Annotated in this window: 23 protein-coding genes; 13 read left to right on the forward strand and 10 right to left on the reverse strand. The window is 44.0% G+C overall.

What is annotated here, in order from left to right; genetic code table 11:
- Positions 1 to 143: 143 nt before the first annotated feature.
- The 5 genes from LCH52_01460 (at position 144) to dnaB (ending at position 5710) form a co-directional block, all read left to right on the forward strand.
- Positions 144 to 1721: a tetrathionate reductase family octaheme c-type cytochrome gene (locus LCH52_01460; protein ID MCA0387141.1), complete on the forward strand. Its 1578-nt coding sequence runs from the start codon at positions 144 to 146 to the stop codon at positions 1719 to 1721.
- Positions 1718 to 2395: a cytochrome b/b6 domain-containing protein gene (locus LCH52_01465; GenBank protein ID MCA0387142.1), complete on the forward strand. Its 678-nt coding sequence runs from the start codon at positions 1718 to 1720 to the stop codon at positions 2393 to 2395. The genes LCH52_01460 and LCH52_01465 overlap by 4 nt, the downstream gene beginning before the upstream one ends.
- Positions 2396 to 2403: 8 nt before the next feature.
- Positions 2404 to 2934: a YeeE/YedE family protein gene (locus tag LCH52_01470; GenBank protein MCA0387143.1), complete on the forward strand. Its 531-nt coding sequence runs from the start codon at positions 2404 to 2406 to the stop codon at positions 2932 to 2934.
- On the forward strand, positions 2934 to 4118 hold the full coding sequence (locus tag LCH52_01475) for a YeeE/YedE family protein (protein ID MCA0387144.1): 1185 nt from the start codon (positions 2934 to 2936) through the stop codon (positions 4116 to 4118). The genes LCH52_01470 and LCH52_01475 overlap by 1 nt, the downstream gene beginning before the upstream one ends.
- Before the next feature lie 161 nt (positions 4119 to 4279).
- Positions 4280 to 5710 carry a replicative DNA helicase gene (dnaB, locus tag LCH52_01480; protein MCA0387145.1) on the forward strand — a complete coding sequence of 477 codons (1431 nt, stop codon included), beginning with the start codon at positions 4280 to 4282 and terminating at the stop codon, positions 5708 to 5710.
- A gap of 175 nt (positions 5711 to 5885) precedes the next feature.
- Here the strand turns inward: dnaB and LCH52_01485 are convergent, their stop codons facing one another.
- The 9 genes from LCH52_01485 to LCH52_01525 form a co-directional block, all read right to left on the reverse strand.
- The gene (locus LCH52_01485) at positions 5886 to 6749 is read right to left on the reverse strand and encodes a deoxyribonuclease IV (protein ID MCA0387146.1); all 864 of its coding nucleotides are present in this window, start codon (positions 6747 to 6749) and stop codon (positions 5886 to 5888) included.
- A gap of 72 nt (positions 6750 to 6821) precedes the next feature.
- The gene (locus LCH52_01490; protein MCA0387147.1) at positions 6822 to 7706 is read right to left on the reverse strand and encodes an NAD(P)-dependent oxidoreductase; all 885 of its coding nucleotides are present in this window, start codon (positions 7704 to 7706) and stop codon (positions 6822 to 6824) included.
- A 4-nt stretch (positions 7707 to 7710) separates the two neighbouring features.
- Positions 7711 to 8541, reverse strand: a complete 831-nt coding sequence (locus LCH52_01495; GenBank protein MCA0387148.1) for a hypothetical protein — start codon at positions 8539 to 8541, stop codon at positions 7711 to 7713.
- Positions 8538 to 9212 (reverse strand): hypothetical protein, encoded by a 675-nt coding sequence (locus LCH52_01500; GenBank protein ID MCA0387149.1) that lies wholly within the window; start codon positions 9210 to 9212, stop codon positions 8538 to 8540. The genes LCH52_01495 and LCH52_01500 overlap by 4 nt, the downstream gene beginning before the upstream one ends.
- Positions 9209 to 11347: an urea transporter gene (locus tag LCH52_01505; GenBank protein ID MCA0387150.1), complete on the reverse strand. Its 2139-nt coding sequence runs from the start codon at positions 11345 to 11347 to the stop codon at positions 9209 to 9211. The genes LCH52_01500 and LCH52_01505 overlap by 4 nt, the downstream gene beginning before the upstream one ends.
- Before the next feature lie 9 nt (positions 11348 to 11356).
- Positions 11357 to 12718: an alanine racemase gene (locus LCH52_01510; protein ID MCA0387151.1), complete on the reverse strand. Its 1362-nt coding sequence runs from the start codon at positions 12716 to 12718 to the stop codon at positions 11357 to 11359.
- A gap of 1 nt (position 12719) precedes the next feature.
- A complete protein-coding gene (locus LCH52_01515) occupies positions 12720 to 13754 on the reverse strand; it encodes an ATP-grasp domain-containing protein (GenBank protein MCA0387152.1) in 1035 nt (344 codons plus the stop codon).
- Entirely contained in the window at positions 13751 to 14005 is a 255-nt protein-coding gene (locus LCH52_01520) for a PqqD family protein (protein MCA0387153.1), read from the reverse strand. The genes LCH52_01515 and LCH52_01520 overlap by 4 nt, the downstream gene beginning before the upstream one ends.
- An 11-nt stretch (positions 14006 to 14016) precedes the next feature.
- Positions 14017 to 14856: a T9SS type A sorting domain-containing protein gene (locus tag LCH52_01525; GenBank protein MCA0387154.1), complete on the reverse strand. Its 840-nt coding sequence runs from the start codon at positions 14854 to 14856 to the stop codon at positions 14017 to 14019.
- 158 nt (positions 14857 to 15014) lie between these two features.
- On the opposite strand from LCH52_01525, the gene LCH52_01530 reads away from it, so the two are divergent.
- From LCH52_01530 to LCH52_01550, 5 genes are all read left to right on the forward strand, one after another.
- On the forward strand, positions 15015 to 16448 hold the full coding sequence (locus tag LCH52_01530; GenBank protein MCA0387155.1) for a transglutaminase domain-containing protein: 1434 nt from the start codon (positions 15015 to 15017) through the stop codon (positions 16446 to 16448).
- Positions 16449 to 16455: 7 nt separating this feature from the next.
- Positions 16456 to 17223: a hypothetical protein gene (locus LCH52_01535; GenBank protein MCA0387156.1), complete on the forward strand. Its 768-nt coding sequence runs from the start codon at positions 16456 to 16458 to the stop codon at positions 17221 to 17223.
- Positions 17224 to 17260: 37 nt separating this feature from the next.
- A complete protein-coding gene (rfbB, locus tag LCH52_01540) occupies positions 17261 to 18274 on the forward strand; it encodes a dTDP-glucose 4,6-dehydratase (protein MCA0387157.1) in 1014 nt (337 codons plus the stop codon).
- A 3-nt stretch (positions 18275 to 18277) separates the two neighbouring features.
- Entirely contained in the window at positions 18278 to 19678 is a 1401-nt protein-coding gene (locus LCH52_01545) for an SLBB domain-containing protein (GenBank protein MCA0387158.1), read from the forward strand.
- 338 nt (positions 19679 to 20016) lie between these two features.
- Positions 20017 to 21621: an ATP-binding cassette domain-containing protein gene (locus LCH52_01550; protein ID MCA0387159.1), complete on the forward strand. Its 1605-nt coding sequence runs from the start codon at positions 20017 to 20019 to the stop codon at positions 21619 to 21621.
- Here LCH52_01550 and proC read toward each other — a convergent pair.
- Positions 21616 to 22422, reverse strand: a complete 807-nt coding sequence (gene proC / locus LCH52_01555) for a pyrroline-5-carboxylate reductase (protein ID MCA0387160.1) — start codon at positions 22420 to 22422, stop codon at positions 21616 to 21618. The genes LCH52_01550 and proC overlap by 6 nt on opposite strands.
- Before the next feature lie 124 nt (positions 22423 to 22546).
- On the opposite strand from proC, the gene LCH52_01560 reads away from it, so the two are divergent.
- The 3 genes from LCH52_01560 to LCH52_01570 are packed head-to-tail and all read left to right on the forward strand — an operon-like array spanning position 22547 to position 25151.
- Positions 22547 to 23365 carry a hypothetical protein gene (locus LCH52_01560; GenBank protein ID MCA0387161.1) on the forward strand — a complete coding sequence of 273 codons (819 nt, stop codon included), beginning with the start codon at positions 22547 to 22549 and terminating at the stop codon, positions 23363 to 23365.
- 56 nt (positions 23366 to 23421) lie between these two features.
- Positions 23422 to 24621: an AAA family ATPase gene (locus LCH52_01565; GenBank protein ID MCA0387162.1), complete on the forward strand. Its 1200-nt coding sequence runs from the start codon at positions 23422 to 23424 to the stop codon at positions 24619 to 24621.
- Positions 24615 to 25151 carry a DUF4276 family protein gene (locus LCH52_01570; protein MCA0387163.1) on the forward strand — a complete coding sequence of 179 codons (537 nt, stop codon included), beginning with the start codon at positions 24615 to 24617 and terminating at the stop codon, positions 25149 to 25151. The genes LCH52_01565 and LCH52_01570 overlap by 7 nt, the downstream gene beginning before the upstream one ends.
- The last annotated feature ends 219 nt before the right edge of the window (positions 25152 to 25370 follow it).

Raw genomic sequence — 25370 nt, forward strand, 5'->3', positions numbered from 1 at the left:
ATAATTTGGAATAATTATCGAATTACATTATTATACGAAACTATTTTATAAATATTGACATTTTTTCTTGTTTGTAATTCAGAAGAAATTTATTTTAGGGTATAAAGTAATTTTAAATTCTGAATTAGAACAAGATACTCAAAATGAAAAAAATAGTCATAATTCTGCTGGTGTTTTTTCTGACAATCGTGAGTGTGATACTTTTCCTTCGTCCCAAGGAAGTGGCACAGGACATGACTGTCAAACTGAAGGAAAAATACTCCAAGAAGCATGTCCCGTCGGTGGATCACTCAAAGTTTGCAGTACTTCAAAAGAAATTCAACCGCCCTCAGGAAATAACTGAAGCCTGCATTTCATGCCACACCGAAAGACATAAAGAGGTGATGAAATCGAGTCACTGGAACTGGGAGCGGGAAGAGTATGTGAGGGGTCGCGGTATCATTCACATCGGAAAACACAATGCGATAAACAACTTCTGTATCGGTGTCGAAGGGAACGAACAAAGTTGTGCAAAATGCCATATCGGATTTGGCATGACGGATGCACTGAAGGGGTACACGGATTCCACAAACATCGATTGCCTTATCTGCCATGACAATTCGGAGACCTACGCAAAAGGTTCTGAAATGGGTGGAGCCCCCGATCCAAAACTTGATCTGAACAAGGTGGCTCAAAGTGTGGGTCAACCCAAAAGAACGAACTGTGGAGTATGCCATTTCTTTGGCGGTGGAGGAAACAATGTAAAACATGGCGACCTCGATAAAGCTATGTTTGACGGTTCAAAAGATATCGATGTTCACATGGGTACCGATGGTGCCAACATGTCGTGCGTCGATTGTCACACCTCACAGAACCACCTGATGAAGGGAAAGGTTTATTCACTTTCTTCGATGAACCGTGACAGATCAACATGCGAACAGTGCCATACTGAGAACCCGCATGAAGCCGCAATTCTAAACGAACACACCCTGAAAGTTGCATGCCAGACCTGCCACATCCCTGTCTATGCCAAAGTAAACGCTACAAAAATGGAGTGGGACTGGTCGACAGCAGGCAAGCTAAAAGACGGCAAACCTTTTGAAATTGACGATAAAGACGGAAACCACACTTACCTTTCAATTAAAGGCAGCTTCACCTGGGGAACCAATGTAAAGCCTGATTATGTCTGGTTTAACGGTACTGCCGACCACTATTTGATAGGAGATACAGTATCCGACACAACAAAACCGCTTCAGGTAAACACACTTAACGGCTCCTATTCCGATCCCGAGTCGAAAATTACCCCCGTTAAAATTCACAAGGCAAGACAACCATATGATCCTGTCAATAAAATGCTGATCCAGCCTAAACTTTTCGCCGACAAAAAAGGTGAAGGAGCTCTCTGGAAAGATTTTGACTGGGTGCGCGCCTCGAGGATTGGAATGGAGGAAGTGGGCTTGCCATTCAGCGGTCAGCTCTCATTTATAAGAACCGAGATGACATGGCCCGTTAATCACATGGTTTCCACTAAAGAGAAGACGGTTTCGTGCTCAGAGTGCCACAGCCGCAATGAGAGCAGACTCGCCGGGTTGAACGACTTTTACATGCCTGCCAGAGACCATTCACCCGTGATCGACACAGCCGGTAAATGGATTATTTTCCTGAGCATCCTCGGTATCTTTGCTCACGGCTCCCTGAGAATATTCTCGAACCGTAAACAGAGAAAGGAAGGCTCAAAATGAAAAAACAGGTTTATATCTACAGATCATTCGAAAGATTCTGGCACTGGACTCAGGCTTTCCTCATATTTTTCCTCGCAGCAACAGGATTTGAGGTGCATGGATCATTCAAGTTCTTCGGGTATCAAAATGCGGTAGAATACCACAACATTGCAGCTTATGCTTTCATAATCCTTATTGTCTTCGCTATTTTCTGGCATTTCTCTACAGGTGAGTGGAAACAGTATCTCCCCACCTTCACAAACATGAAGGCACAGATCAATTTCTATCTGACCGGTATTTTCAAAAATGCACCGCATCCTACAAAGAAAACGGTTCTCAGCAAACTGAATCCACTCCAGCGACTGGTTTATCTGGGACTTAAACTTCTCGTCATTCCTGTCATGGTGGCTTCAGGGCTGCTCTATATGTTCTACCGTTACCCGCAAAAAGGGACGATTGTCGGATTGAACATCGACACCATTGAGCCAATCGCCCTCTTCCATACAGCCGGAGCTTTCGCTCTGATCGCTTTTATTGTGGTTCACCTTTATCTGATTACCACGGGTCATAAACCGACTACAAATCTGAAAGCAATGATTACCGGGTATGAAGAACTTGATGACGAAGCCGGGGAAGAAAACAGAAAAAAAGAGGTTGAGCCTGTCGAAGATTCAGCCGTAAAAATTGAGAATTGAGGTTTGACATGAACGAAACAAAATATATGAATCCCTATCTTGCAGGCTTTTTCCTTGGTCTGCTGTTGCTCGTAACAATTTTTGTGACCGGAAGGGGTCTGGGTGCAAGTGGTGCAGTCAAGAGCGGAGTGGTCGCAACTGTAAGCAGTGTGGCACCCACACATGCTCAGGAATCGAAATTCTATAAGGAATATCTCGATGAACACGAGAACAACCCTTTAAAAAACTGGCTCGTTTTCGAAGTGCTTGGAGTAATTGTCGGTGCCTTTATTTCGGGGCTTGTATCCAACCGGCTAAATTTTACTCTTGAAAAAATCCCGACCGTTACCACCAAAACGAGGGTGATTACCGCATTTATTGGCGGGGCACTCTTCGGACTGGGCTCACAACTCGGAAGAGGCTGCACCAGTGGTTCCGCACTTAGCGGTATGGCGGTTATGTCAACAGGCGGGCTGATAACAATGTTCGCAATTTTTGGAGCTGCTTATGCCTTTGCATGGTTCTTCAGGAAATTGTGGCTTGTGGAAGGAGGTAAATAATGGGACCTTTAGTACCCGATTTTATCGGAAATGAACTGAATTTTGTTGTCGCAATCCTTATTGGCATCGCCTTTGGATATATCCTCGAACAGGCGGGCTTCTCGACTTCCAAGAAGCTGGTAGGCTTGTTTTATGGATACGATTTTACCGTCTTGCGTGTCTTTTTTACCGCCGGCATTACAGCGATGATTGGAGTTGTCATCCTTGGACATTACGGACTCCTCGACCTTAGCCTTATCTATGTTAATCCGACTTTTCTTTGGTCAGCGATTGTTGGCGGACTCATCATGGGACTCGGATTTGTTATCGGAGGTTTTTGCCCCGGCACGAGTGTTTGCGCTGCCGCAATCGGTAAAATTGATGCAATGATCTTTGTGGTCGGCGGTGCCTTTGGTGTACTCTTTTTTGCCGAGGGATACCCCTGGTTTGAAGAGCTGTACAAAGCCGAAAACTGGGGAAATGTAACCATGTTTGATACACTGGGAATATCTCAGGGCATCTTTGCATTCGGCATGACTGCAATGGCGGTGGGCGCTTTCTGGTTCACAACATGGGTCGAAAAGAAAGTGAATAAATCTGAGAATCCCGAACTGCAGCCTAAAAAACTCTATCTCGGACTTGGACTCACCCTATTTGTTCTCGGAATTATTACCTTATTCATGCCGGAAAGAAGGACAGAGCTTCTCGCAGATGCAGCGACAGCCGCCACCTCCGAAAAAATAAACACCGTATCAGTGGATGAACTCGCCTTCAGGTTGCTCGACAACGACAAAAAACTTCAGATAATCGACCTTCGTCCCGCAAAAATGTTCGGTCAGTTCAGCCTGCCCGGCTCCGTAAACATGACATTTGAAGAACTCTTCGGCAAGGATGCATTCAAAATTCTCGCTCTCAAAGAGAAAAAAATCCTCTTCATCGCCAACACCGAAGCCGATGAAAAGAAAGCAGCATTTATTGCCGATGAACTGGGATACAAAAACTTCTCGATCCTCGAAGGCGGTCTCGACGCATTCAAAAAGGAAATCCTTGAATACGCTCCAAAATCCGAACCCGTCACCCGTCAGGAAAAAGACACCCACAGATTTCGCACCAGAGCAGTAAAAGAACTTCCCGTTCTCATCCAGAACGCCAAGAAAAGCGCCGCTCCGAAGAAGAAATCCACAAGAGTGATAGGGGGATGCTGATTAATCCAATAATGCAATAATCCAATAATGCAGTAATATCCTGTAAAAAAGTTCACTTACAATCAAAAACTGATGGTTGAATAATTATTGGATTATTGCATTACTGCATTATTGCATTATCTCTATCTTTCCATTCCTGATTTTTTATTTTTTTGAGAGAAATGAGCAAGCAAGAGATTAAAGAGAATGCTTTAAATATTGCCGGATTTATGCCGGCAACATTGAGACCTCCGCATTCGATCGAGATTGAGCAATTTGTTTTGGGTGCACTTCTGATCGACCCTGAATCGATAAACAAAGCGGTTGCTGTTATCGACAAGGATGCATTTTACAAACCCGCACACCAGATGATATTCACCGCAATGATTTCCCTCTACAACGAGCGGGAACCGGTGGATGTCTCCACCGTTTTTAACGAATTGATGAGGCTTAAAAAACTTGAAGATGTGGGTGGTCTCGGTTATCTCTCTGAACTCGGAAACAATATTTCATCCGCTGCAAATGTCGAATATCATCTCAAAATTCTTGTTGAGAAGAAGATTCTCCGCGACCTTATTTCAGTTTCACACGGAATTGCAGGCAAGGCATATCAGGCGGAAGATACGGCACTTAAAATTCTTGACGATGCAGAATCCAGGATTTTTCAAATATCTGAAACACGGTCGAGGAAAACCTACATCGACATGAAGCGGGCTGTTACGCAGACGATGGAATATATCGAGATTGTCCATACCCGAAATGCTGCCGGAGTTGTGGGCGTGCCAACAGGATTCTACGATCTTGATGAAATGCTCGGTGGCTTCCAGAATTCCGATCTCATCATCCTTGCGGCAAGACCCTCGATGGGAAAAACCGCTCTCGCCCTCTCATTTGCAAGAAATGCGGCTGTTGATTTCAAACTACCCGTGGCAGTATTCTCACTTGAGATGGCGACAACTCAGCTTGTTACCCGTTTGATCTGCGGTGAAGCAAAAATTTCAGGTCAGGCGATCAGAAAGGGAAGAATGAGTGCGGAAGAGAGTTCCAGACTTGCAAGATATGGTGCCAAACTCGCTGACGCTCCCATGTATATTGATGACATGCCGGGTCAAACAGTGCTTGAAATTAGAGCGAAATCGAGAAGGTTGAAGGCTGAATACGGAATTAAACTTATTGTGATCGATTATCTCCAGCTCATGCAGGGACACACAGACACCGAAAGCCGCGAACGGGAAATTTCGATGATCTCCCGCTCTCTTAAAGGACTGGCAAAAGACCTCGACATTCCCATTATTGCGCTCTCCCAGTTAAACCGTGAATCGGAAAAAAGAGTCGATAAAAAGCCGATGCTCTCCGATCTTCGTGAATCGGGTTCGATTGAACAGGATGCGGATGTGGTAATGTTTATCCACAGACCCGAATATTACGGCAAGGAAGTGGACAGCGATGGTAACTCTCTGAAAGGGATTGCGGAAGTGATCATCGCCAAACACAGAAACGGTCCCGTGGGAGATGTGAAATTGAAATTTTTACACGAATATACCAAGTTTGAAAACCTTGCACATTTCAATCCTTATGCAGCACTACCTGAGGATGGAAAAAGCCCGATGTAGATTGTTCTTAGGTATCAGGTTTTAGGTAGCAGGTATTATTTTTTGATATAAAATATCTTTCGCCACAAAAGTATCTCTGGTCGGCAGGACAATCGAGACGATTGTCGCTCCTTTTCCGAAATCAAATTATCCCCTCTGCGAAAATCCGTCAAACCTGCGTGTATCTGCGTCCCCTTCAGCCTTCAATCAAACTTCTGAGTCTGGCGAGGTTTTCCAGGTCTTCCAACTGTTCTTTCCCTTTTGGGGTTTCGAGGATTTTGGGGATGTGGAGCAGTCTTTTATCATTCAGCAGATTACGGAAGCCTTCGAGACCGATGAACCCGTCGCCGATGTTTTCGTGGCGGTCGACCCTGCTGCCGAGGGGTTTTTTGCTGTCGTTGAAGTGGAAAGCCTGCAGGCGGTCGAGTCCGATGATTCTGTCGAATTCTGCGATTACAGCTTCATAGTTTGCGGGATCTTTTATGTCGTAGCCTGCAGCGAAGATGTGTGCGGTATCGATGCAAACCGACATTCTGTCCTGTTCCTTAACGAGAGCAATGATATCACGGGCGTGTTCAAATTTATATCCGATGGCAGTCCCCTGTCCCGCAGTCAGTTCGATCATGCTTTTAACTTTGAAGCCGGGTGTCCGGTCGTGGATAATATCCAGAGCAGAGGCAATTCTTTTTACGCCGAAGTCCTCACCCTCACCGAGGTGTGCACCCGGATGGAAATTGAGCTGCGGGATACCGAGCATTTCACATCTTTCGAGTTCATCGACCATGGCGTCCACCGATTTATTAAACATTTCATCGGCAGGGGCACCGAGATTGATCAGATAGGAATCGTGTGCCATCACAAATTTGATGCTGCTTTTTGAGATTCCCGACTTAAAAACCTCGGCATCTTCCGGTTTTAGTGGCGGAGCGACCCATCTGTTGTTGTTTTTTGTGAAAATCTGCATTGCAGTAAATCCGAGATTTTCTGCGAGAGGTATGGCAGCGTTCACTCCACCCTGAATTGAAGTGTGGGCTCCGAGCAACTGATCATGTGGATTCATTTAATTTCCTTTTAAGTATCAAATATGGGAACAGCAAAAAGTTTTATTCTGACTCGTGAATGCGGAGAGCGGCTAAGGTAATTCTTTCACGATTTCATCTATTGAATCATCAACCGGCAAAGGGGTAATACCCAGAGACAGAAGCCTTGATATATCCAAAGAAACATCCACCACACGGGGAAGGTTCGGAAAATCATCGAGAGATTTGAAAACGAGAAATCTTCCATCCAGCCCCGCCTTTTTGGCAAAACGGCTAAAAAGATCAGCCCTTGATGTCCTTTCAGGCGCCCCAAAGTTGAGAAATTTCTCTTCGATTTCTTCATTCACAAGATCAGAAAGCATTCTTGCGCCGTCTATTACCGAGAGTGACGATCTGAACTGGTCATGAAACAGCACCACTTCCAGCCCTGACTTCACTTTATTGTAAGCTTCCTGAAAAAATGCCTTGAGCTTCCCTTTTGAAAATCCGTACATCAGTGCAACACGGAGAATCAGGAAATCTTCGGTGTTATCAATTACTGCCCTTTCCCCTTCCAGTTTTGCTGAGGCATAAAGAGAGAGTGGATTTAGCCTTCCCTCTTCTTTCACCATACCGCCCTCATCTCCCGAATAAACCAGATCGGTTGAGGTGTAGATAATCTTTGCCGAATACTCTTTTGCGAGTCGTGCGAGTGTGCCTGAAGCGGTTACATTTATCGCCTTCACATCCTCTTCGGTGATTGCAAGAGCGTGGGAGACTGCTGTTATTCCCGCAAGATGAACCACAAGTTCCGGTTGGAATTTCTTGAAAAGTGCCAAAAGGGCGTATTCATTCCTGATGTCTGCAATGGTAAAATCGCAGTCAGGGTTTTGATAAGGAGTGCTGTGAAAAAGGGAGTGTACCTGGTGTTCTCCTGCAAGCAAAGGTACAAGCCTTTGCCCGAGAAAACCACCGGCACCTGTTACTAAAATTTTGATTTGGCTACCAGCTTATTTTTACACCTGCAATTAAATAATTTACATCGTAACCATCAAATTTATTATACTGATAACTGATATTTATAACGGTTCGCCAGGTGGCATACCAGTCTATTCCCGCCGAGAGCATCATTTCCTGATTTTCATCCTGATTGTAAATGGTGTAGAGGTCGTTGTCATAGTAGTAAGCCCTCTTCCCGAAAGAACCGCCGAGTTTGCCAACCCATCCGGGAGTAAGGAGATAATTGAATTTTAACGCAACCGACAGGAGATTTCTCTTGTTTTTACTCCCCATGCTCGAAACGGAATTATCGGTTGTCAGCATCGTATAAACCGGTCTGACGGAGAGGTACCATGTGTATCCGCCGTAATAGTCAACCCTTGCAGTCACCTGATTAATATTCCTTTTCTCAAAACCGTTCAGGTACATATGGTTGATGCCGGCTCCGAAATAAAAAGATTTTTCTCTTAACAGAACTTCAGCACTGTAAATATTCAGGTAATCGTACGATATATAGCCGGTAGTATCGTCATATTTCCCGTTGATATGTCCGTACGAGAATTTTGCATAAAAGGGATCGAAATTCAGCGTGACTCCCGCAGTTCCGAACTGTTGTTTATATCCCCATATGCCGCCATCTTTGTAAAGATAATCATACCCGATGGTGAGGTGGTGCCTGTAGTTAAGACCTGTTGTAAGAAAAACGGAACCGCTTTTTGAATTGGTGCCATCTGAATAGGTGCCGTAACTGCCGAAAACTGAGGAGTAAACCTGCAAAGAATCCGCCATTACCCCCGTGGAAATGAGAATGACCAGTAACAGAATTTTTCTCATTTAATAAGTCTCAACCCTTTTATGGCGAGTGTGTCTCCCTTGCTGACTAAAAGCACATTGTTAAAGCTTTCTCTTGCTTTGTCGTTGTAGCCGAGGGCAAACATTGTATATCCATAGGCAAGCCCGGCTTCGTAGTCGCTTGGCCAGGGATTCAGCACTTTTTCGAGATATGCTTTCGACTTCTCCCAGTCAGGTTTGGCTTTTACGAATGATTCGTTGAATTTGGTGAGGCCCTTGTAGTAATAAATCTGTCCAAGACGAAGATTCGCTTCCTTGTTGTTGGGGTCAAGTTTAATTATCTGGTTGTAAAGTTCTTCAACTTTTGCCCACTCGTTGTTCTTTGCATAAGGCAGTCTGAGACCAAGCCTGGCTTCTATGCTTGCGGGTTTTAGTTTTACGGCTGTTTCGTAGTAAGCGGTTGATTTTGTGAAAGCCGAGTCATAATAATTCAAGTATCCCAACCGGAGATTCAGGAGATAACTGGATTTATTTGCGGCATAAAATTCGTCGAGAACAGCAATCGCCTCCTTTATTTTCCCCTCTTTTTCGAGGTCTATCGACTGGTTGAAAGCCCAGGTCAGGTCTTTGTTTACCTGAGATGCAATATCGACGGCAAAGAAACCGATAACAATAACAATTGCCGTGATGCTGAGAGCAGCGAATTTTTTCATTTATCTTCATCCTCATTTATAATACTTTTGACAAAAATCATATCTTTCCCCTGCTGATCGAAACTGAAAGACTCGATCTGCCCGTCATCATTAATCACCACCTCTGTTTTGTAATGACGGTTAAACCAGGCAAAAAGGAAATTACCCGCAAGTGATATTTCACCCTTTAGCCTCATCTCTTTTTCATCTTCATTTTTGTGATATTTGAAATTTCCTTTGGAATGGATATAAGTACCAAAAAAGATAAAAAACTCGGAAAGGAAGCGGACAAAACCGACAGGGAGTTCGGAAATGCTGTAGGAATCTTCCCAGATCAATCCTTCGTGATAACTTAACGGCGCCTGCATGGCAGCAAGATAGAACCAGTAGAGCGCAGAGTCGCGGTTACCCGAGAAACTGCTAAAATAGAAAACTTTTCCCGATGTGTAAATATAAGCAACCGCACCGGCAGATGATTCAATAAATTTGGTACTGGTGATGTCAATCCCGATTTTCCATTCCTCAACCTTTGTCTCACCTTTATGGTGAAATTCAAATTTAAAAGTTTCACCAAATCTGAAATCAAAGGCTTTTGCGAGGGTTTTGTGCTTTTCCAGATTCTGAACCATGGAATTAACCTTCGGATAATCGAATGATTTCAGAGCCAGCTCCCCTTCACTTTTTTCGAGATAAAATGCGAACGGGAACTTGTGCGTGTGTCCTCCGATGGTGTCATCAATCTGGAACTGAAAGTGAAGGTGCGGATAGGGTGATCTTCCGCTGTTTCCACATGCAGCGATTATATCCCCTTTATCGACGATTTGACCTTCCTCCACTTTTATCGACCCCGGTTTAAGGTGTGAGAGGGCTGAATAAAGGCCTTCGCTGTGGTCGATTACAATGGTGTTTCCCCAGTTTTTTGCAATGTTCGATTCACCAATTACATTATCAGGAATTCCGTCAACCACTTTTACAACCTTGCCGTGCAAGGGGGCACATACCGGAAGTCCGTAGCAAAAATAGTCTTCCACCACATCGCCCTCGTTCTCATACTGCTTGCCGTCCTCTGTGAGAATGAAATCCCATGCATATCTCCATTTGTCCTTGTGGGTATATTCACCAGCGAACGCCTGAGAGACGGTCCACTCACCCCAAACTGGGAGTTCAGGGAAGAAAAGCTTAAAATTGTCGAATCTTGCTTTTCTGTTCTGATGGTAATAGAGATTCTCTTCAGGTGAACCCGGTTTGAAGTAGAGCAACACAAGATCAGTCTGGTCTTTTCTGAATTTCAGACTGTAGATGGTGGCAAGTGTTACAAAATTAAAGGGGAGCACAAGCACAGGCAATCCGTAACCTGTCAGGAGAATCGAGAAAAAACCTGTCATAAGAACGATCACCGCAGTCGCAAAAAGAGTCAGCATAAAACTCTTCCCCGAGGGGAGGACGAGACTTCCGCCAAGGGCAAAAGAGGTAATAATGGCGTTAAATCCGACAATTATTGCAAGACTTTCAGACTGTCCCGGAAGGAGCAACTGAAGCACCAGACCGGAGAGGAAAAAGGAGGTGATACTGAGAACGAACAAAGCCCTGGAGAAAGCAAGAATCGCCAGTGCAATGATCACACCGGTAATGATGTTCGGTTGAAAGTAAATCAGGGCAAGCGACTTGAAATAATTTTTCACCAAAAGAGGTAAAAACGGGAAATAATTGGCATCCGTCCCGTTTTGAGCGAGTTGAATGTCTGAATAATTCCCCAGAAATATGATATAAATAAAAACCGTAATCACAAAAGGGAGACTTAGCCCCGGCAGATTAAAAGTAACCGCAAGATGATTCTCGAGTACAGCAGATATAAGAAACGAAATAACCACGAATAGCGGAATGAGGAGAAGGAACAAAGGGGTAAGTTCGTAATAGAATACGGTTGCTGCCCCGAAGAGAATTCCGTTGAACCCGTAGAATCCCGATTCTATCTTTGCCGGTTCAAACCGGAGCAGGTAAGCAGTATAATTGCTCAGAATCACCCCAAGGAGCGACATAAGAGCGATTTTGGGGGATGCGAAAGTTGCCATGAGCACAACAGCCCCCAGCCACCTCCTGTTGGAAAACAGAATCTGGCTGTAGCTGAAGAAAACTGAATTCAGAAAGAATTGCACAGAAAACCTTTACAGTTTGAAGTTCTTAAGTTTTTCAGGGATTCTTTCGTTTGTCATCAAATAGTCAATCGTCTCTGCTTCTCTGATCAGTTCGACTGTTTTATCTTCCATGATCATGACCACATTCGGTCTCATCTGGATAAACTGCATCCATTGGGTCATATCGTATGCACCGACATAATCTATAACCAGTTGATCACCTTTTTTCATTACAGGAAGTGTAATGCTCTCCGCAATGCAGTCGATATTCATACAAAGGGGTCCGTAGATGGCAGTATCCTCGGTCATCATTCCACTGTCCTGAGCGGGAGTAATCTGATGTTTATACCAGAATCGTGTGAAGAGGAGATTCACACCTGCATCAATGATCATGGCTCTTCTGCCGTCTGAAAGCCGTTTCATGGCAAGAACAGTGGAGAGAAGATGTGCTGTGTCGTCAATCAGGGCTCTGCCCGTTTCAAGAACGAGCATCGGCAATTCATCTTTTGCATAAGGGAGCTCCAACAGGGAAGTGGTGATTGCATCTGCAAACTGCTCGATCGAAGGCAAAATCTGTTCTGCGGGAAGATACTGGCCGTTCAGTGTGTTGTTCGAGGGGAATCCACCACCAAGATCGATGTAGTCGAGAAGATGGTTGTATTCCTTTTTGAGCCAGGAAGCAAGTTCAACCATTTTATCGCCTGCAATTTTGTAAGCGTCAGCGCTCATCATATAGGTGCCGATGTGGGTGTGCAGACCGACAAGATTCAATCCGGAGGATGTAATAATTCTCCGAAGAGCCTGTTTTGCTTCGCCGTTCTCATAGTTAAAGCCGAATCTGTCCCACTTTGGATAAATTCCGGTATCCATGTTTACCCTGATAGCCACCTGGGCTTTTTTCCCCGTTTCCTCTGCAAGCTCAATTATGTCATAAAGCTCGTCAAAGTGGTCGATATGTATCTTTGCACCTTCGTTAATGGCTCTTTTGAGTGATACTTTGTCCTTATCAGGACCGTTGAAGAGGATTCGTTCCCCTTTCACACCAAGACGGCGTGCTTTGTCATATTCAAATCCTGACACCACTTCCGCCCATGAGCCTTCCTGGTGGAAGACGGAGCAGACTGCATTCAGGTAGTTTGTTTTGTATGACCAGGCGAACTGCACTTTTGGGTAGCGGGTTTTAAAAATTCTGTTTGCCTTTTTTTGATTTTCCCTGATTTTCCTTTCAGAGATAACGAAAAGAGGAGAGCCGTATTTTGTTGTGAGCTCGCTTACAGCAACCCCATCAATATTTGTTTTTGGTGTGTTTACGGGTCTTGAACCAAATTTATTCATAAATCCCGAAAACTGTTTCAGCACTACGGGGCGTTCGTATCTTTTTTTATCTGCCATTTTAAATAACTCCTAAGGTGGAAATTTGAGCAAGTCTGGAGACATCTGCGAGCAGGTCCCAAGAGCATCTTACAAACATTTTGCCTACTGTGTAATTTGTGAAAGGGGTAACCTTCTCACCGTTTGCCATTCTAACCATGGCACCGGGAAGGTTCTGACCCGCTCCGGGTGCAAGATAAACCCATGCAGGGAATCTCGGGTTAATTTCAAGGAGATAATATTCTCCCGTTGTTTCTGATTTCATAAACTCGAGTTCCATGCCACTCTTCCATTTGATTTTCGAGATTACTTTCCTCGAAATTTCAAGAAGTGCCGGCTCGGTGATCGTAACTCCTGACCATCCCTTTCCTTTGTCGGTAATATAGAGTTTTTTCATCGGCACCGCTCCGGTCATTCCGCCTTCACCGTCACCGAGAGCAACCACATTATATTCAGAACCTTTTACAAACTCCTGAATGATAATCGGATAGCCCCATTTATTCGCAAGTTTTTTGAAGTGGGCGGTTGCCTCTTCAAAATTGTTTGCAATGTAAGCCTCGTAGAATATTCCCTTTATCACCACCGGATAGCTGAACTCGGAGGGGATCGAGTAGAGGTCCTGTATCGTTGTTGCGAGGGTGTTTTTTGGCACCGCAATACCGTTGGCTTTGCAAAAACCGAACAACTTGTCTTTCCCTCTTATGTTGAGCTGCTCCACAGTTGGCAGAAATGTCCTGATGCCGAGTGCGTTCAGTCTCGGTTCGAGTTTTACAAATCCGTAGAGCTCACTGTCGAGTGTGGGGATTATCATATCGATTTTTTCGATACTGTGGATATAAGCTATCCTGTCGTAAAGAGCATCCAATCCGGATGAAGGATATGGAATCTGGTAGCACTTGTCTGCAGCATTGTCCATATAAATTCCCGGTTCAAGGGAATCGTAGATGAAGCCTATTAACTTAAGGTCGGGAATACCGGCTTCCTGCAGGCTTCGCATTACCGGAATGCCGGGACCGGGATTATCTGTGGCGTTTAAGCCGGTTACTGCTATTTTCATATCTCTTTTACAAGTCCAAAAGATAATAATCGATTAATGTAATCTTCGAAATCCCTTTCAAAGGTTTGTTTGTCAACTTCATAATTTTGAAGAATGTAGGTGAATATCTCATCGGTATTGTGGTTCCGGTGGATCATTTCATATATCTCTTTCGCAATCTCATTCATATTAAAGGTTTCACCGGTATTTCCAAGGAACACAAAACCTGTATCACTTACAGCCGCATATCCGGGCACTTCAAACTGACGCATATATATTTCTCCTATTTAAGAATGATCATTTTTTTTGTTTGGGAAGTGTTGCCCGTCGTGAGTGTGTACATGTAAACGCCGGTAGGCACCCGTATGCCGGAATCGTTTGAACCGTCCCAATGAACACTCTGCAGACCTGCAGGCATTTCATTTTGGAGCAATGTTTTTACTTTGGCTCCGTTCAAATCATAAACCACGAGCGAAACGGGTGATGCCTTTTCGAGGCTGAATTCTATTTTTGTCTCGGGATTAAAGGGGTTTGGATAGTTTTGCATCAATTTGAAACCGTATTCCATTTTTCCGTCGGCACCAACTCCGGTTGCTCCCGTTGAATAGATTTCATAGAAAAAATTGGCAAAAAGAGGATATTCATACTTTACAACTATCAACTCGAGCAAGCCGTCGTTGTTTATGTCTGCAACACTGGGATAGTTGTAATAGTAGTTCGGGTCATTCTTTTCCATGAGCACATCACCTGATGCCAGATCGACTATTTTAAAGGACTGTCTGTAATTGGTGGAAACTCCGTTGTAAGCGAGAATGTATGCATCTACAAAGTTATTCCCGTTCAAATCCTGCTGGAGTGAATACAACTGTGCCCCTGCAAGTCTCTCGGGATTGCTAAAAATGTATGAGTACTGCACAGTGGTTGAAAAGCCGGTTTGCATTATATCGAACCGTGTGCTGTCTATGGTATAAATTCTTTTTAACCAGTTGTCTCCCTGTTTCTCAAAGTTCATCCAACCCGAAAGCTTTGAGTAGGGAAGCCCCGAAGAAGTCCATTGTAATTGAAACTGTGGCAGAAGTGTGAATGAAAAAAGTGCAAATGAAAGCAGCAAATATTTTTTCATTTTAATAGCCTTTTATTAAATCGTATTTTTGTTATTTAAAGTAGTTTTTTTAATGATGCAAAGTTATTACATCAAGTTGTTTAATTTTGTGTCTGTATGACAGAAAGTTACAGAACAAGGTTTAAACTGAATAAAGTCACCCATTTTTTTGGTACCAAATGAAAATTTTAACAGCGGTCTTTTTTTTGATGCTACTCTCAATTGAATCGTTTCCACAATCAGGTTTCAAAAATGTTGATGATCTGTTTAAAAACGGAGAGTTTAAGAAAGCTGCTTCAGAAATTTACAGCCTTCTTTCCGACAATAAACTCTCGCCCGCTCAGGTCTATGACCTGAGGTTCACGCTCGACCTTATGGAAAGGATAAAAAAAGATTTTACCAAATCGAGAGAGGAAGTTAAAGCTTTTCTCATTAAATATTATCCTGCCGTTACTGATGAACAGTTGGATGCATGGGAAGCAAAAAGGGCTCTCGAAGTGAAGCTGATTGATGGTGAGAAAAAATACTTCAAACTCGCAGCGAGAAACCTTTTCAGAATTGACAGGGATGCAAAAAAAAGGTGGGAGGAAGTTGAAGGGAAATCACCCGATCTGCTCGATGAGTTCCTGCTGGATCTGCTCCCCGATGTGATAAAAGAGAGCAAAAAAAGGGAGACCAGACTCGTTAATCCCGTAACGATAAAGGTAAAATATACCCTGACTGTTAAGCCAAATGCAGTGCCACCGGGTGAAATTGTGCGTTGCTGGCTCCCCTATCCCGCCGAGGTTCGTGACAGACAGACGGGTGTTGAATTTATCTCGGCAAATTATGAAAATTTTGTGATCGCCCCTTATACAGCGACACACCGGTCGATCTATCTGGAGGCTCCCGCTGAAAAAGACAGCCCTCTGGTTTTTGAAGTGGAGTATAAATTTAAGTCCTACTCGGAGTTTAACAACATCGATTTTACGAAAAAATACACAATCGACACCACTTCCGACCTTTATGACATTTATACTGCCGAAAGACTGCCGCATATCCCGTTCACGGATGAGTTGAAGGCTCTGTCCGGGAGGATTATCGGAACTGAAACCGAACCTGTAAAGAAATTTAAATTGATCTATGAGTGGATCAACGACAATATCCCGTGGGCAGGGGCTCTCGAATACTCGACTATTCCCGATATCGCGTCCTATTGCCACCAAAACATGCATGGCGACTGCGGAATTCAGTCCCTCCTCTTCATAACACTCTGCAGAATGAACGGAATTCCTGCGAAATGGCAGAGTGGCTGGATGCTCCACCCTCCGGAGGTGAACCTTCACGATTGGGCAGAGGTTTACTTTAATGAGACAGGATGGATTCCCGTTGATCAATCGTTCAAACTGAAACCTTCAGATGATCCTGTTGTCAGATATTACTATCTTGGAAATACTGATAACTACCATTTTATAGTGAATGACGATTTTTCGGGAGAATTCTTCCCGGCAAAAATCCACCCGCGAAGTGAAACAGTCGATTTCCAGCGGGGTGAAGTTGAATGGAGAGGTGGTAACCTCTACTTCGACAAGTGGAATTACAACATTTATTTAGATTATACATCAGAAAACTGAGGCATTTGTGTTAAAGAAATTATTACTCCTCCTTTTTATTTCACTTGGCGTTGTTTGGGCTCAAAATACGGATGATGACGACTACGAACCGATCGAGAGAGCCCCTGCATTCGATGCACCGTTCGGTGGAGGTGGTGGTTACTTCGGTGGTATAATGTTCACCGATCTCGCAAAACTGAACAGTGCACTCGCCGGATTTGGCACACCCGACCTCTCACAATCGTCATATTTTTCAGGCGGAGGCGGATTTGTCTATATCGGGGTCGTAAAACACCTTCGACTCGGTGGCATCGGAATGACCTCGGGCACCACTTCAAAAGGTACGGTAAACGGATTCGAAAAAGAAACCCGCTATTCAAATTCTTTTGCAGGTGTCACGCTCGAATATTCACTCCCATTCATAAGGAACTGGGCGCTTTCCATTGGCGGAATAGTTGGAATTGGTGGTCAGGAAATTGATATTTACAGACACAAGGGAGCTGTTGACTGGAACACCGACCTCACAACTTTCAAAGACGACCCCCTTGGCACCACCCAAAGCCTCGGGAGAAAATATACCAACACCTACATGGTTTTGGCTCCCACTCTAAACGCAGACATCCTTCTTCACCCGCTGATCTCGTTAAGAGTAGGGGCTGGTTACTCATTCTCCCTTTTTGGCGAGACATGGAAGGCTGACAATGGAGTGGCGGTTAATAATTTTCCCGCAAATGATGTGAAGGGCAATTCCTTCTTTATTCAGGTTGGTGTACTCGCCGGTCTTTTCTTTTATTGATTTTTTAATTATCTAAATTTCAAGGATTATTCTTAGTATGAAAAACATTCTGGTTACAGGAGCCGCAGGATTTATCGGCAGCAATTTTGTTAATGCACTTTTGAAAAAAAGAGATGACATTTTTATAGTAAATCTCGATAAACTGACTTACGCAGGCAACCTCGAAAATCTTAAAGCTTCTGAAAATCATAAAAATTACAGATTTGTCAAAGGTGACATTGCAAATCCAGAACTGGTTGAATATGTCTTTCAGAAGTATAACATAAAATTCGTCGTCAATTTCGCTGCAGAATCACATGTCGACAGAAGCATCCTCGGTTCAAAAGTGTTTTATGAAACCAATGTAATCGGAACCAATGTACTGCTCGAAACTGCCCGCAGATTTGAAGTGGAGAGATTCCTTCAGGTTTCCACCGATGAGGTGTACGGCTCACTTGGAGCTACCGGTTACTTCACCGAAACCACACCAATCTCACCAAACAGCCCTTATTCTTCGAGCAAAGCTGCCGCCGATATGATGGTTCAGGCATTTTACCACACTTACGGCATGCCCGTGCTCACAACCAGATGCTCCAACAACTACGGACCTTTCCAGTTCCCCGAAAAACTTATCCCCCTTATGATCATAAACACCCTCAACGGCAAGAAACTTCCCGTTTACGGCGACGGTCTGAATGTGAGAGACTGGATTTATGTTCTCGACCACAACTACGCAATTGAGACTGTCCTCGAAAAAGGCAAACCCGGCGAGGTCTATAATATCGGTGCAAAAAATGAAATGACCAACATAGAAATCGTTAAACTCATTCTTAATCATCTCGGCAAAGGCGAAGAGATGATCGAGTATGTGAAGGACAGACCCGGACACGACCGCCGTTATGCCATCGACAACACAAAAATTGAAACCGAACTCGGCTGGACTCCTGAATTTTCCTTTGAAACCGCCATCGGTGAAACTATTGACTGGTATCTGAACAACAAGGAATGGTGGCAACGGATCATCTCAGGCGAATATGAAAAATATTATTCACAACTCTATGGAAAGAGGTAGTTGATGAAGCAATTTCTGTTGTTGCTCTTCCTGCTGTCGCCTCTTCTAATGGCGCAAAAGGATAAAACCCCTATGGGAGTTAACGAGGGGAAGCTGAGCGTCAGCATCGTTGGGAATCCTCAGCTTGCAGGTTCTTTTCCCGCAGCGCCCGGTGAGAGAGTCGACCAGTTCCTCACCAGAGTAATGTATAATGCTGCTGTGGAAAAAGCCACCATCTGCCTCCGAAATATAAAATTGAAGAGGGAAACGGGTGAGATTCTCACAATTGACATTCAAAAATTCCGGATTAATGGTGATGTCAACCAGAACCCCTACCTTAAAAACGATGATGTGATCATCCTTCCGATTGCCGATTTTAAGGCAATCTATTACGAGATTGAGGGGGCTGTAAACAACGCGGGCAGGTACCACTTCGTTGAAGGTGACAATCTGCAGGATGCCATCTATTACGCACTCGGAAACAGCTCCGCTTTTCAGGGTTACGACTCCACTACCATCTACAGGTTGAGTTACGACAGAACCAAAATGGAAAAAATACGAGTTGCAACCAATTCAAACATTAAACTGCAAAACCGTGACCGAATTGTGGTTGGTGATGAACAACCATTTATGGATGACTTTAAAATCCTTGTTATTGGTGAGGTAAACCGACCCGGTTATGTCCCTTTTGGAAGAAAACAGCAGACCCTCAAGGATGCACTCGAACTCGCAGGGGGACTGACTCCAACGGCTTCTCTTAATAACATCCGTCTCCTTAAAAGCAAAAACCTCCCCTCAAGCGTTATCCGCGCATACTATGGTGTAGATGCTCCAAGAGAAAAGGTGGATATGCAGGAGGATAAAAATGTCGTGGATATTCAAAAATTTATGGCTGAGCTGAGTTCTCTCGATTTTCTCAATCTTTACAGACTCTCGGGTCTGAACGAGAGGGATACCTCATACCTCAAACTCGAAGCTCAATTGAATTTTTACAACAACAGCCAGTTGATAGATTTGACCGTCAAAAATGACACCCTGAGGACTTTCTATGAAAATTATCGTGTCCAGATGGGTGACATCATTGTGGTCTCCAGTCTTCCGATTGGAATAAACATGGTCGGGCAGGTTCCATATCCCGGTTGGATTCCATACTCCCCGGGAATGGATTTTCAGTATTACATCCGTCAGGCAGGGGGATTGAACGACTATGCGAATCCTGATGACATCATGGTAATCAAAGGGAACACCAAACAATGGCACGCTGCAAAAGATTTTAGAGGGACTCTGGAACCGGGTGACTATATCTATGTTCCAAAAGAGCCTCAGCGTTCCTTCTGGTCCTACCTTACTGATACGGCTCTCGTGCTGGGAATCATAGGAAACATTGCCACACTCGCCATTCTCTTCATCAATGTGATGAAATGATTTTTGTAAGGGGAGCGAAAAAAATTCCGTTCCCCTCTGCAACCTTTTTCAAGTTGTACTGGTCTAAAAACATGTAGTCAATAACAAGCATGAGACCACGGCAATGAAAACAGTATTACTCACAATCGCACTTATTTTAATAGCTATCATCCTCTTTTTTACAACCGTTAGCGCCGCCGGTTGATAAATTATTCCTTTCAACCGAAAATTTTTCAGATTTTTGTTTTAAAATCTTAATTTTGCAATTGTAATCATTTCCAAAAAGGACATAAAGTGAAAATATAACTCCCCGTCACCGCTAAACACAATTAACAATTCATGTTAGCAATGGAGTTATTATGTCCCGAATCTCATTATCAAACATTTCGCTTGTTTTCCCAAACGGTTTCACCCTTTTATCCGATATTTCCGTCTCCTTCAATCCCGGCGTAACGGGTCTTGTCGGCAGCAACGGCTCAGGGAAATCCACGCTTGCCAAAATTGCCACCGGTTCAATCGTTCCCACTTCGGGAAGTGTAACCCGTCCGGATAATCTCATATACCTTGAACAGGAGTTTTTCGAATCCTCAGGTGATACCATAGCCTCACTCCTGGGTGTCGAGCTCAAGTATCTTTCTTATCTCAGGATCACCGCGGGATACGGAACGGAGGCGGATTTTGTTGCACTTGACGATGACTGGGAAATTGAGGAAAAAATTCAAAAGGCACTTGCAAAGACCGGATTAACCGGTTTTTCGGGTGATTCTCCGGTCTCCACTCTTAGCGGAGGTGAGATCATAAAAGCCCGCCTCGCCTCCCTCTTCATGCATGATTACGATTTTATAATCCTCGATGAGCCGACAAATCACCTCGACAAAAATGGACGGAATGCCGTTTTCTCATTTATCGAAGAATTCCCCAAAAATAAAGGACTGATTGTTATTTCACACGACAGGGAATTGCTGAGAAGGGTCGACAGAATCGTTGAAATCTCGGAAGCAGGTATCACGATTTTTGGCGGGAATTACGACTTGTACAAGGAAATTACTGACACGGAAAAAGAAGCCGCAATCAGAATGTTTGAGGAGAAAAAGCGGAAATTGAACAATGACATTTCCAGGGCAGAGGCTGTAATTCACGACCAGGCGGCAAAAAGCAAACGGGCGGGAGATTCGAAAAAAAATTCGGGGATCCCTAAAATTATGCTCGGCAAAATGAAAGAGACCGGTGAAAAAACCCTTAAAAAGAAAATTGAGGCTCATACTGCCAAAATCGAGAGAGCGAAAGAAGATATTGCCGGAGCAGAAAAGAGAATAAGGAAAGAGAAAAAAACCGCCTTCGATTTTTCATCAGGTGGTAAAAAATCATCGGTTGTATTTGGCTGTACCGGGTTAAATATCAATTTTGGTGAGAAGGTACTTTGGAATTTTCCTCTGAACCTGACAATTTCCCGCGGTGAGAGAATCCGGATAACGGGATCGAACGGTTCGGGGAAATCCTCTTTTTGTAAAGTGCTCACCCGTGATATAACGAATGTCATCGGGGATATACACATTCTTCCCGCAAACACGGTTTATCTCGACCAGAAGCTTTCCTTCCTCGACAGGTCAAAAACGATACTCGAGAATGCAGCCTCGGGAAATAAAGGCAAATTTAACGAGACCGAAACGCGAATAAGACTCGGACGACTCGGATTTTATGGCGACGACTGTCACAAACTGACTGGTTCTCTAAGCGGGGGTGAGCTAATCAGGGCAGCAGTGGGGGTTCTTGTTTCTCTTAACGAACCCCCTGACCTTCTGATACTGGATGAACCGACAAACAATCTCGACCTGACCGGAATCGAAATGCTGCAGAGAGCCATCGGTTCATATCCCGGTACTCTTGCAGTTATCACTCACGATGATGATTTTGCCGTCGGGTGTGACCTTACAATGGTTGTCGATATGGACGAACTCTTATGAGTAGAGTTTTTCAGCTTTTTCTGCTGATATAACAATACCTTTAATAAGCGAGGAACTGAATCCCGAGTGTTCCATTTGGTTCAGTCCGGCTATGGTACAGCCACGGGGAGTGGTTACCTTATCCACTTCACCTTCGGGGTGGGTTCCCTTCTGAAGAAGAAGCGAGGCTGCTCCCTTGGCTGTCTGGGCTGCCATAAAGAGTGCATCCTCGGCGTGAAATCCGATCTCGATTCCACCCTGTGATGCCGCCCTAACCGCCCTTAGGAAAAATGCTATCCCGCAGGCACACAGGGCGGTTGCAGGTACCATAAGGTCTTCTCTGATTACAATGGCTGCTCCCAATGGTTCAAACAGTTTTACCGCCCTCTCCAGTGCATCCTTATCGTCGGCATCGCCGCACAGGCAGGTCATCGATTCCCTTATCGCAACTGCAGTGTTGGGCATGGCGCGAATAACGGGCACCCTTTTGGTCAGATGCGACTTCATATCCCTGACCGAGGCGCCGGAGACAATCGATATCACTTCGTGTTTCCCCTCGACGAGTGCAGAATCGATCTCTTCAAGAATTCCGTTCAACTCCTTGGGTGTAACCGCCACCACTACCAGATCAGCCATCGCAACAGCTTTTTTGTTGTCGATTGTTACCGTCATGCCAATCTCTTCAAACTTTTTCAAACCGTCAAGGCTCCGTCTGGTGACGATGATGTCTTCACTTTTTATCAGTTTCGACTCATTTATGCCCAATGCAATCGCGGAACCGATGTTCCCCGCTCCAATTATTGCGACTTTTCTGTTGTTCAATGTTTTGCCTTTTTGTTAATATTTTGACCGCAAATAAAAGAAATTATTGATTAACTGCTCCATTTTCTTTAAACTTTCATTTCCCTGTAACGGTCTAACTTTCATAAAAAAGATCGAGAGAATAATGTCAAAACCCAACATAACCGCCCTGATTTTCCACTCACTCATAATATTTTCAACATTCCTTTTTACCTCCTGTTCCTCTGCAGTCGAAGTGATGAGCAAACAAACCGACAGCCCTGTTCAGGTGAATGGTGAGCGAAGCGACTGGACCGGCAATCTGACTCAAGTGGATGACGGAAAAATGGCATTCGGATTCAAAAATGATGCACAGTCACTTTACATCCTTGTTGTTACTCCCGACCGCGCAAATGCGATGAAAATTTTAATGCAGGGACTTACACTTTGGATAAAGAGTGATGACGGCGAAGAACTTGGGATTAAATATCCGATGAAACCACTTACCGAGGACTTGAGGGAAATCCGCGGTGCCGGCAACAAAAAAGAACTACCCGAGCTCCCTGAATTTGTCTCAGCCCTGAAGAGAATCAACGACCAGATTCAGGTAATCACAAAAGATCAATATCCAATCTACACTTCAGAAGCATCAAAAGGAAAGTATTTGAGAGGCAGTTTTGGGATGAACCAGGGCCAGTTTGTTGTCGAAATGCAGATCCCTCTCGCGGGTGATGATATCTCACAAAGGCTCTTCTCCAAAACACCATCCAACATTTCCCTTAAATTTGAAACAGGAAAATTCGAAATGGAGGGCATTCGTCCCGGTGGCGGCATGGGAGGTGACGGCGGTGAAGGAAGACCCGGTGGCGGTGGCATGGGTCGCGGCGGCGGAAAAGGAAACCACGGCGGCACCCGTCCCGGTGGTGGTGAAAGACCGAACTTCGAACCGCTGAAATACTCGTTTAAGGTTGTGTTGGGCAAGTAGGGCAGATTTTTGTAATTTTGGGTGTCTTAATAAACAATTTCACGAGAGAAATAGAGATGCTTAAGCAGATCCGGTTACAAAATTTTTTAAGCTTTAAAGATTTGACTATTGATTTTAATTCCGGACTCAATATTTTGGTGGGAATTAACGGAGCCGGGAAATCAAATCTTTTCCGGGCTCTCGATCTGCTCAAAGAAGGGGTATCCGGCAAACGGTTAAAAGATTTTGTTTTTAACAAGATGGGAGGCATGGATAACATCTTATTCAAAGCTGCAAATGCGAATCTTCCTGATTACTCTACAACATTAAAATTTGTGTTCGATGGTAAAGTGGCTGGTGAAAAAGGATTTAAGTTCGTAGATGACATTGTTTACACAATTACACTCAAAAAACTCCCCTCTTCCTCCAATTATTATGTTCTTGAGAGGGTCGAATCTTCATCGGGGTTTGTTTGGTTGGATTTTGAGGCAGGAAGTGGTGTCTTAAGCGAAGGTGTGGAAAATAACGGGCAAAAGACAAAACCGGTCAAATATCACGATTTTGTTTCAGGTCAGGAACTGGCACTCTCATCAATTTTTGATACCGATAGATACTCAGCTCTCTCAACGATAAGAAGTGCCATTGCCGATATGGAGGTCTACCACTATTTTGATACCACCTCTACAAGTCTGATAAGGAAACCAACTCTTCCCACCTCGGAGGAAAGACTTCTTCCAACCGGTACGAATCTTCCTCAAATACTAAATACTTTGAAGATAAACAGCAAGAGTAGCTTCAACAGAATCATCAATTTGCTCAAAGATATAAACCCCGCTTTCACTGAAATTGACTTTAACTTTATTGGTGGAAACATTGAATTGATGCTCGGAGAGGAGAATCTTGAGGGCTCCATCCATGTAACCAACATCAGTGATGGTACACTTCATTATTTATGCCTGCTCGCAATTCTACTCAATAACAACAGGGGAAAAGTAGTATGTATTGACGAACCTGAACTGGGTTTACACCCTGATATGATCAGCGGCATTTCACGGTTATTGGAGGAAAAATCACCGGAGACACAGTTTATAATATCAACTCACTCCGAGAATTTACTTGACAACTTCGACCTCAGGGATATCTTGATATTTGAGAAGGACAAAGCGAATTCAACTACTGTAAAAAGATATTCCGACGATGACTTTAAAGGATGGTACCAACAGTTTTCACCAGGAAAGATGTGGCGAACAGGAGACCTTGGGGGGAACAGATGGTAGAAAGATTAATTATTGAGGGAACAGCAGACACTAAAAACGGTAACTTGAGAGAGGGCTTTAACAAATTACTAAGGAAGAAACTTGGCAGAAATATGCCCCGAATTGTGATGGGAGACGGGAAATCACAGGCAATTGACAAGTTCCTTAACAGCAGTAATTCAGTTTTGCTTTGTGATCTTGATGGACCGGATGAAACCCGGGAAAAAGACATTCAGATGCACAGGTTTGAAGAATATAGAGATAGCATTTATTATATGGTACAGGAAATGGAAGCCTGGTTTATTTCCCAACCCGATATTCTCGATAAATTCTATCAAGCCGATCTCACAAAAAAAATCCCAAAGAAACACGCAAGCGAATTTGAAAATCCCGATGAAAAATTACAGGAGTGGACACGGGACTCGAAAAAGGGCAAGTACCACAAAGTGAGACACGGGACAGCTCTCCTTGAAATGCTCGATGCTGATAAATTGACGGAAGATTTTCCCGATTTTAAGGGACTGATTAAAGCTCTGAGGGAGAGTGATTAAGTCCTTTCGGCTCCACATTGGATATATGTTCCTTTTTTTTGTGTATTAGCCCCAAACAAGTCGAAATTCGGTTTTTTTTGCAATAAACGCAATTTTTTCTTGCGTTTATCACCCGATATTATAGAAATGTAAAAACAACTTCGCTTGGTATGACGGGACATTTTGGGAAGGAGTATTGGAACAGTTGTGTTAGCTCTTTTTCCAAAGCCATGGTCGGAA

The organism is Bacteroidota bacterium, from assembly GCA_020161395.1.
In the GTDB taxonomy this organism is placed as follows: domain Bacteria; phylum Bacteroidota; class Ignavibacteria; order Ignavibacteriales; family Ignavibacteriaceae; genus UTCHB3.

Excerpts from the sequence above, each read along its gene's own strand:
- LCH52_01460 (MCA0387141.1), top strand. The coding sequence starts at position 144 with ATGAAAAAAATAGTCATAATTCTGCTGGTGTTTTTTCTGACAATCGTG.
- LCH52_01465 (MCA0387142.1), top strand. The coding sequence starts at position 1,718 with ATGAAAAAACAGGTTTATATCTACAGATCATTCGAAAGATTCTGGCAC.
- LCH52_01470 (MCA0387143.1), top strand. The coding sequence starts at position 2,404 with ATGAACGAAACAAAATATATGAATCCCTATCTTGCAGGCTTTTTCCTT.
- LCH52_01475 (MCA0387144.1), top strand. The coding sequence starts at position 2,934 with ATGGGACCTTTAGTACCCGATTTTATCGGAAATGAACTGAATTTTGTT.
- dnaB (MCA0387145.1), top strand. The coding sequence starts at position 4,280 with ATGAGCAAGCAAGAGATTAAAGAGAATGCTTTAAATATTGCCGGATTT.
- LCH52_01485 (MCA0387146.1), bottom strand. The coding sequence starts at position 6,749 with ATGAATCCACATGATCAGTTGCTCGGAGCCCACACTTCAATTCAGGGT.
- LCH52_01495 (MCA0387148.1), bottom strand. The coding sequence starts at position 8,541 with ATGAGAAAAATTCTGTTACTGGTCATTCTCATTTCCACGGGGGTAATG.
- LCH52_01500 (MCA0387149.1), bottom strand. The coding sequence starts at position 9,212 with ATGAAAAAATTCGCTGCTCTCAGCATCACGGCAATTGTTATTGTTATC.
- LCH52_01510 (MCA0387151.1), bottom strand. The coding sequence starts at position 12,718 with ATGGCAGATAAAAAAAGATACGAACGCCCCGTAGTGCTGAAACAGTTT.
- LCH52_01515 (MCA0387152.1), bottom strand. The coding sequence starts at position 13,754 with ATGAAAATAGCAGTAACCGGCTTAAACGCCACAGATAATCCCGGTCCC.
- LCH52_01520 (MCA0387153.1), bottom strand. The coding sequence starts at position 14,005 with ATGCGTCAGTTTGAAGTGCCCGGATATGCGGCTGTAAGTGATACAGGT.
- LCH52_01525 (MCA0387154.1), bottom strand. The coding sequence starts at position 14,856 with ATGAAAAAATATTTGCTGCTTTCATTTGCACTTTTTTCATTCACACTT.
- LCH52_01530 (MCA0387155.1), top strand. The coding sequence starts at position 15,015 with ATGAAAATTTTAACAGCGGTCTTTTTTTTGATGCTACTCTCAATTGAA.
- rfbB (MCA0387157.1), top strand. The coding sequence starts at position 17,261 with ATGAAAAACATTCTGGTTACAGGAGCCGCAGGATTTATCGGCAGCAAT.
- LCH52_01545 (MCA0387158.1), top strand. The coding sequence starts at position 18,278 with ATGAAGCAATTTCTGTTGTTGCTCTTCCTGCTGTCGCCTCTTCTAATG.
- LCH52_01550 (MCA0387159.1), top strand. The coding sequence starts at position 20,017 with ATGTCCCGAATCTCATTATCAAACATTTCGCTTGTTTTCCCAAACGGT.
- LCH52_01560 (MCA0387161.1), top strand. The coding sequence starts at position 22,547 with ATGTCAAAACCCAACATAACCGCCCTGATTTTCCACTCACTCATAATA.
- LCH52_01565 (MCA0387162.1), top strand. The coding sequence starts at position 23,422 with ATGCTTAAGCAGATCCGGTTACAAAATTTTTTAAGCTTTAAAGATTTG.
- LCH52_01570 (MCA0387163.1), top strand. The coding sequence starts at position 24,615 with ATGGTAGAAAGATTAATTATTGAGGGAACAGCAGACACTAAAAACGGT.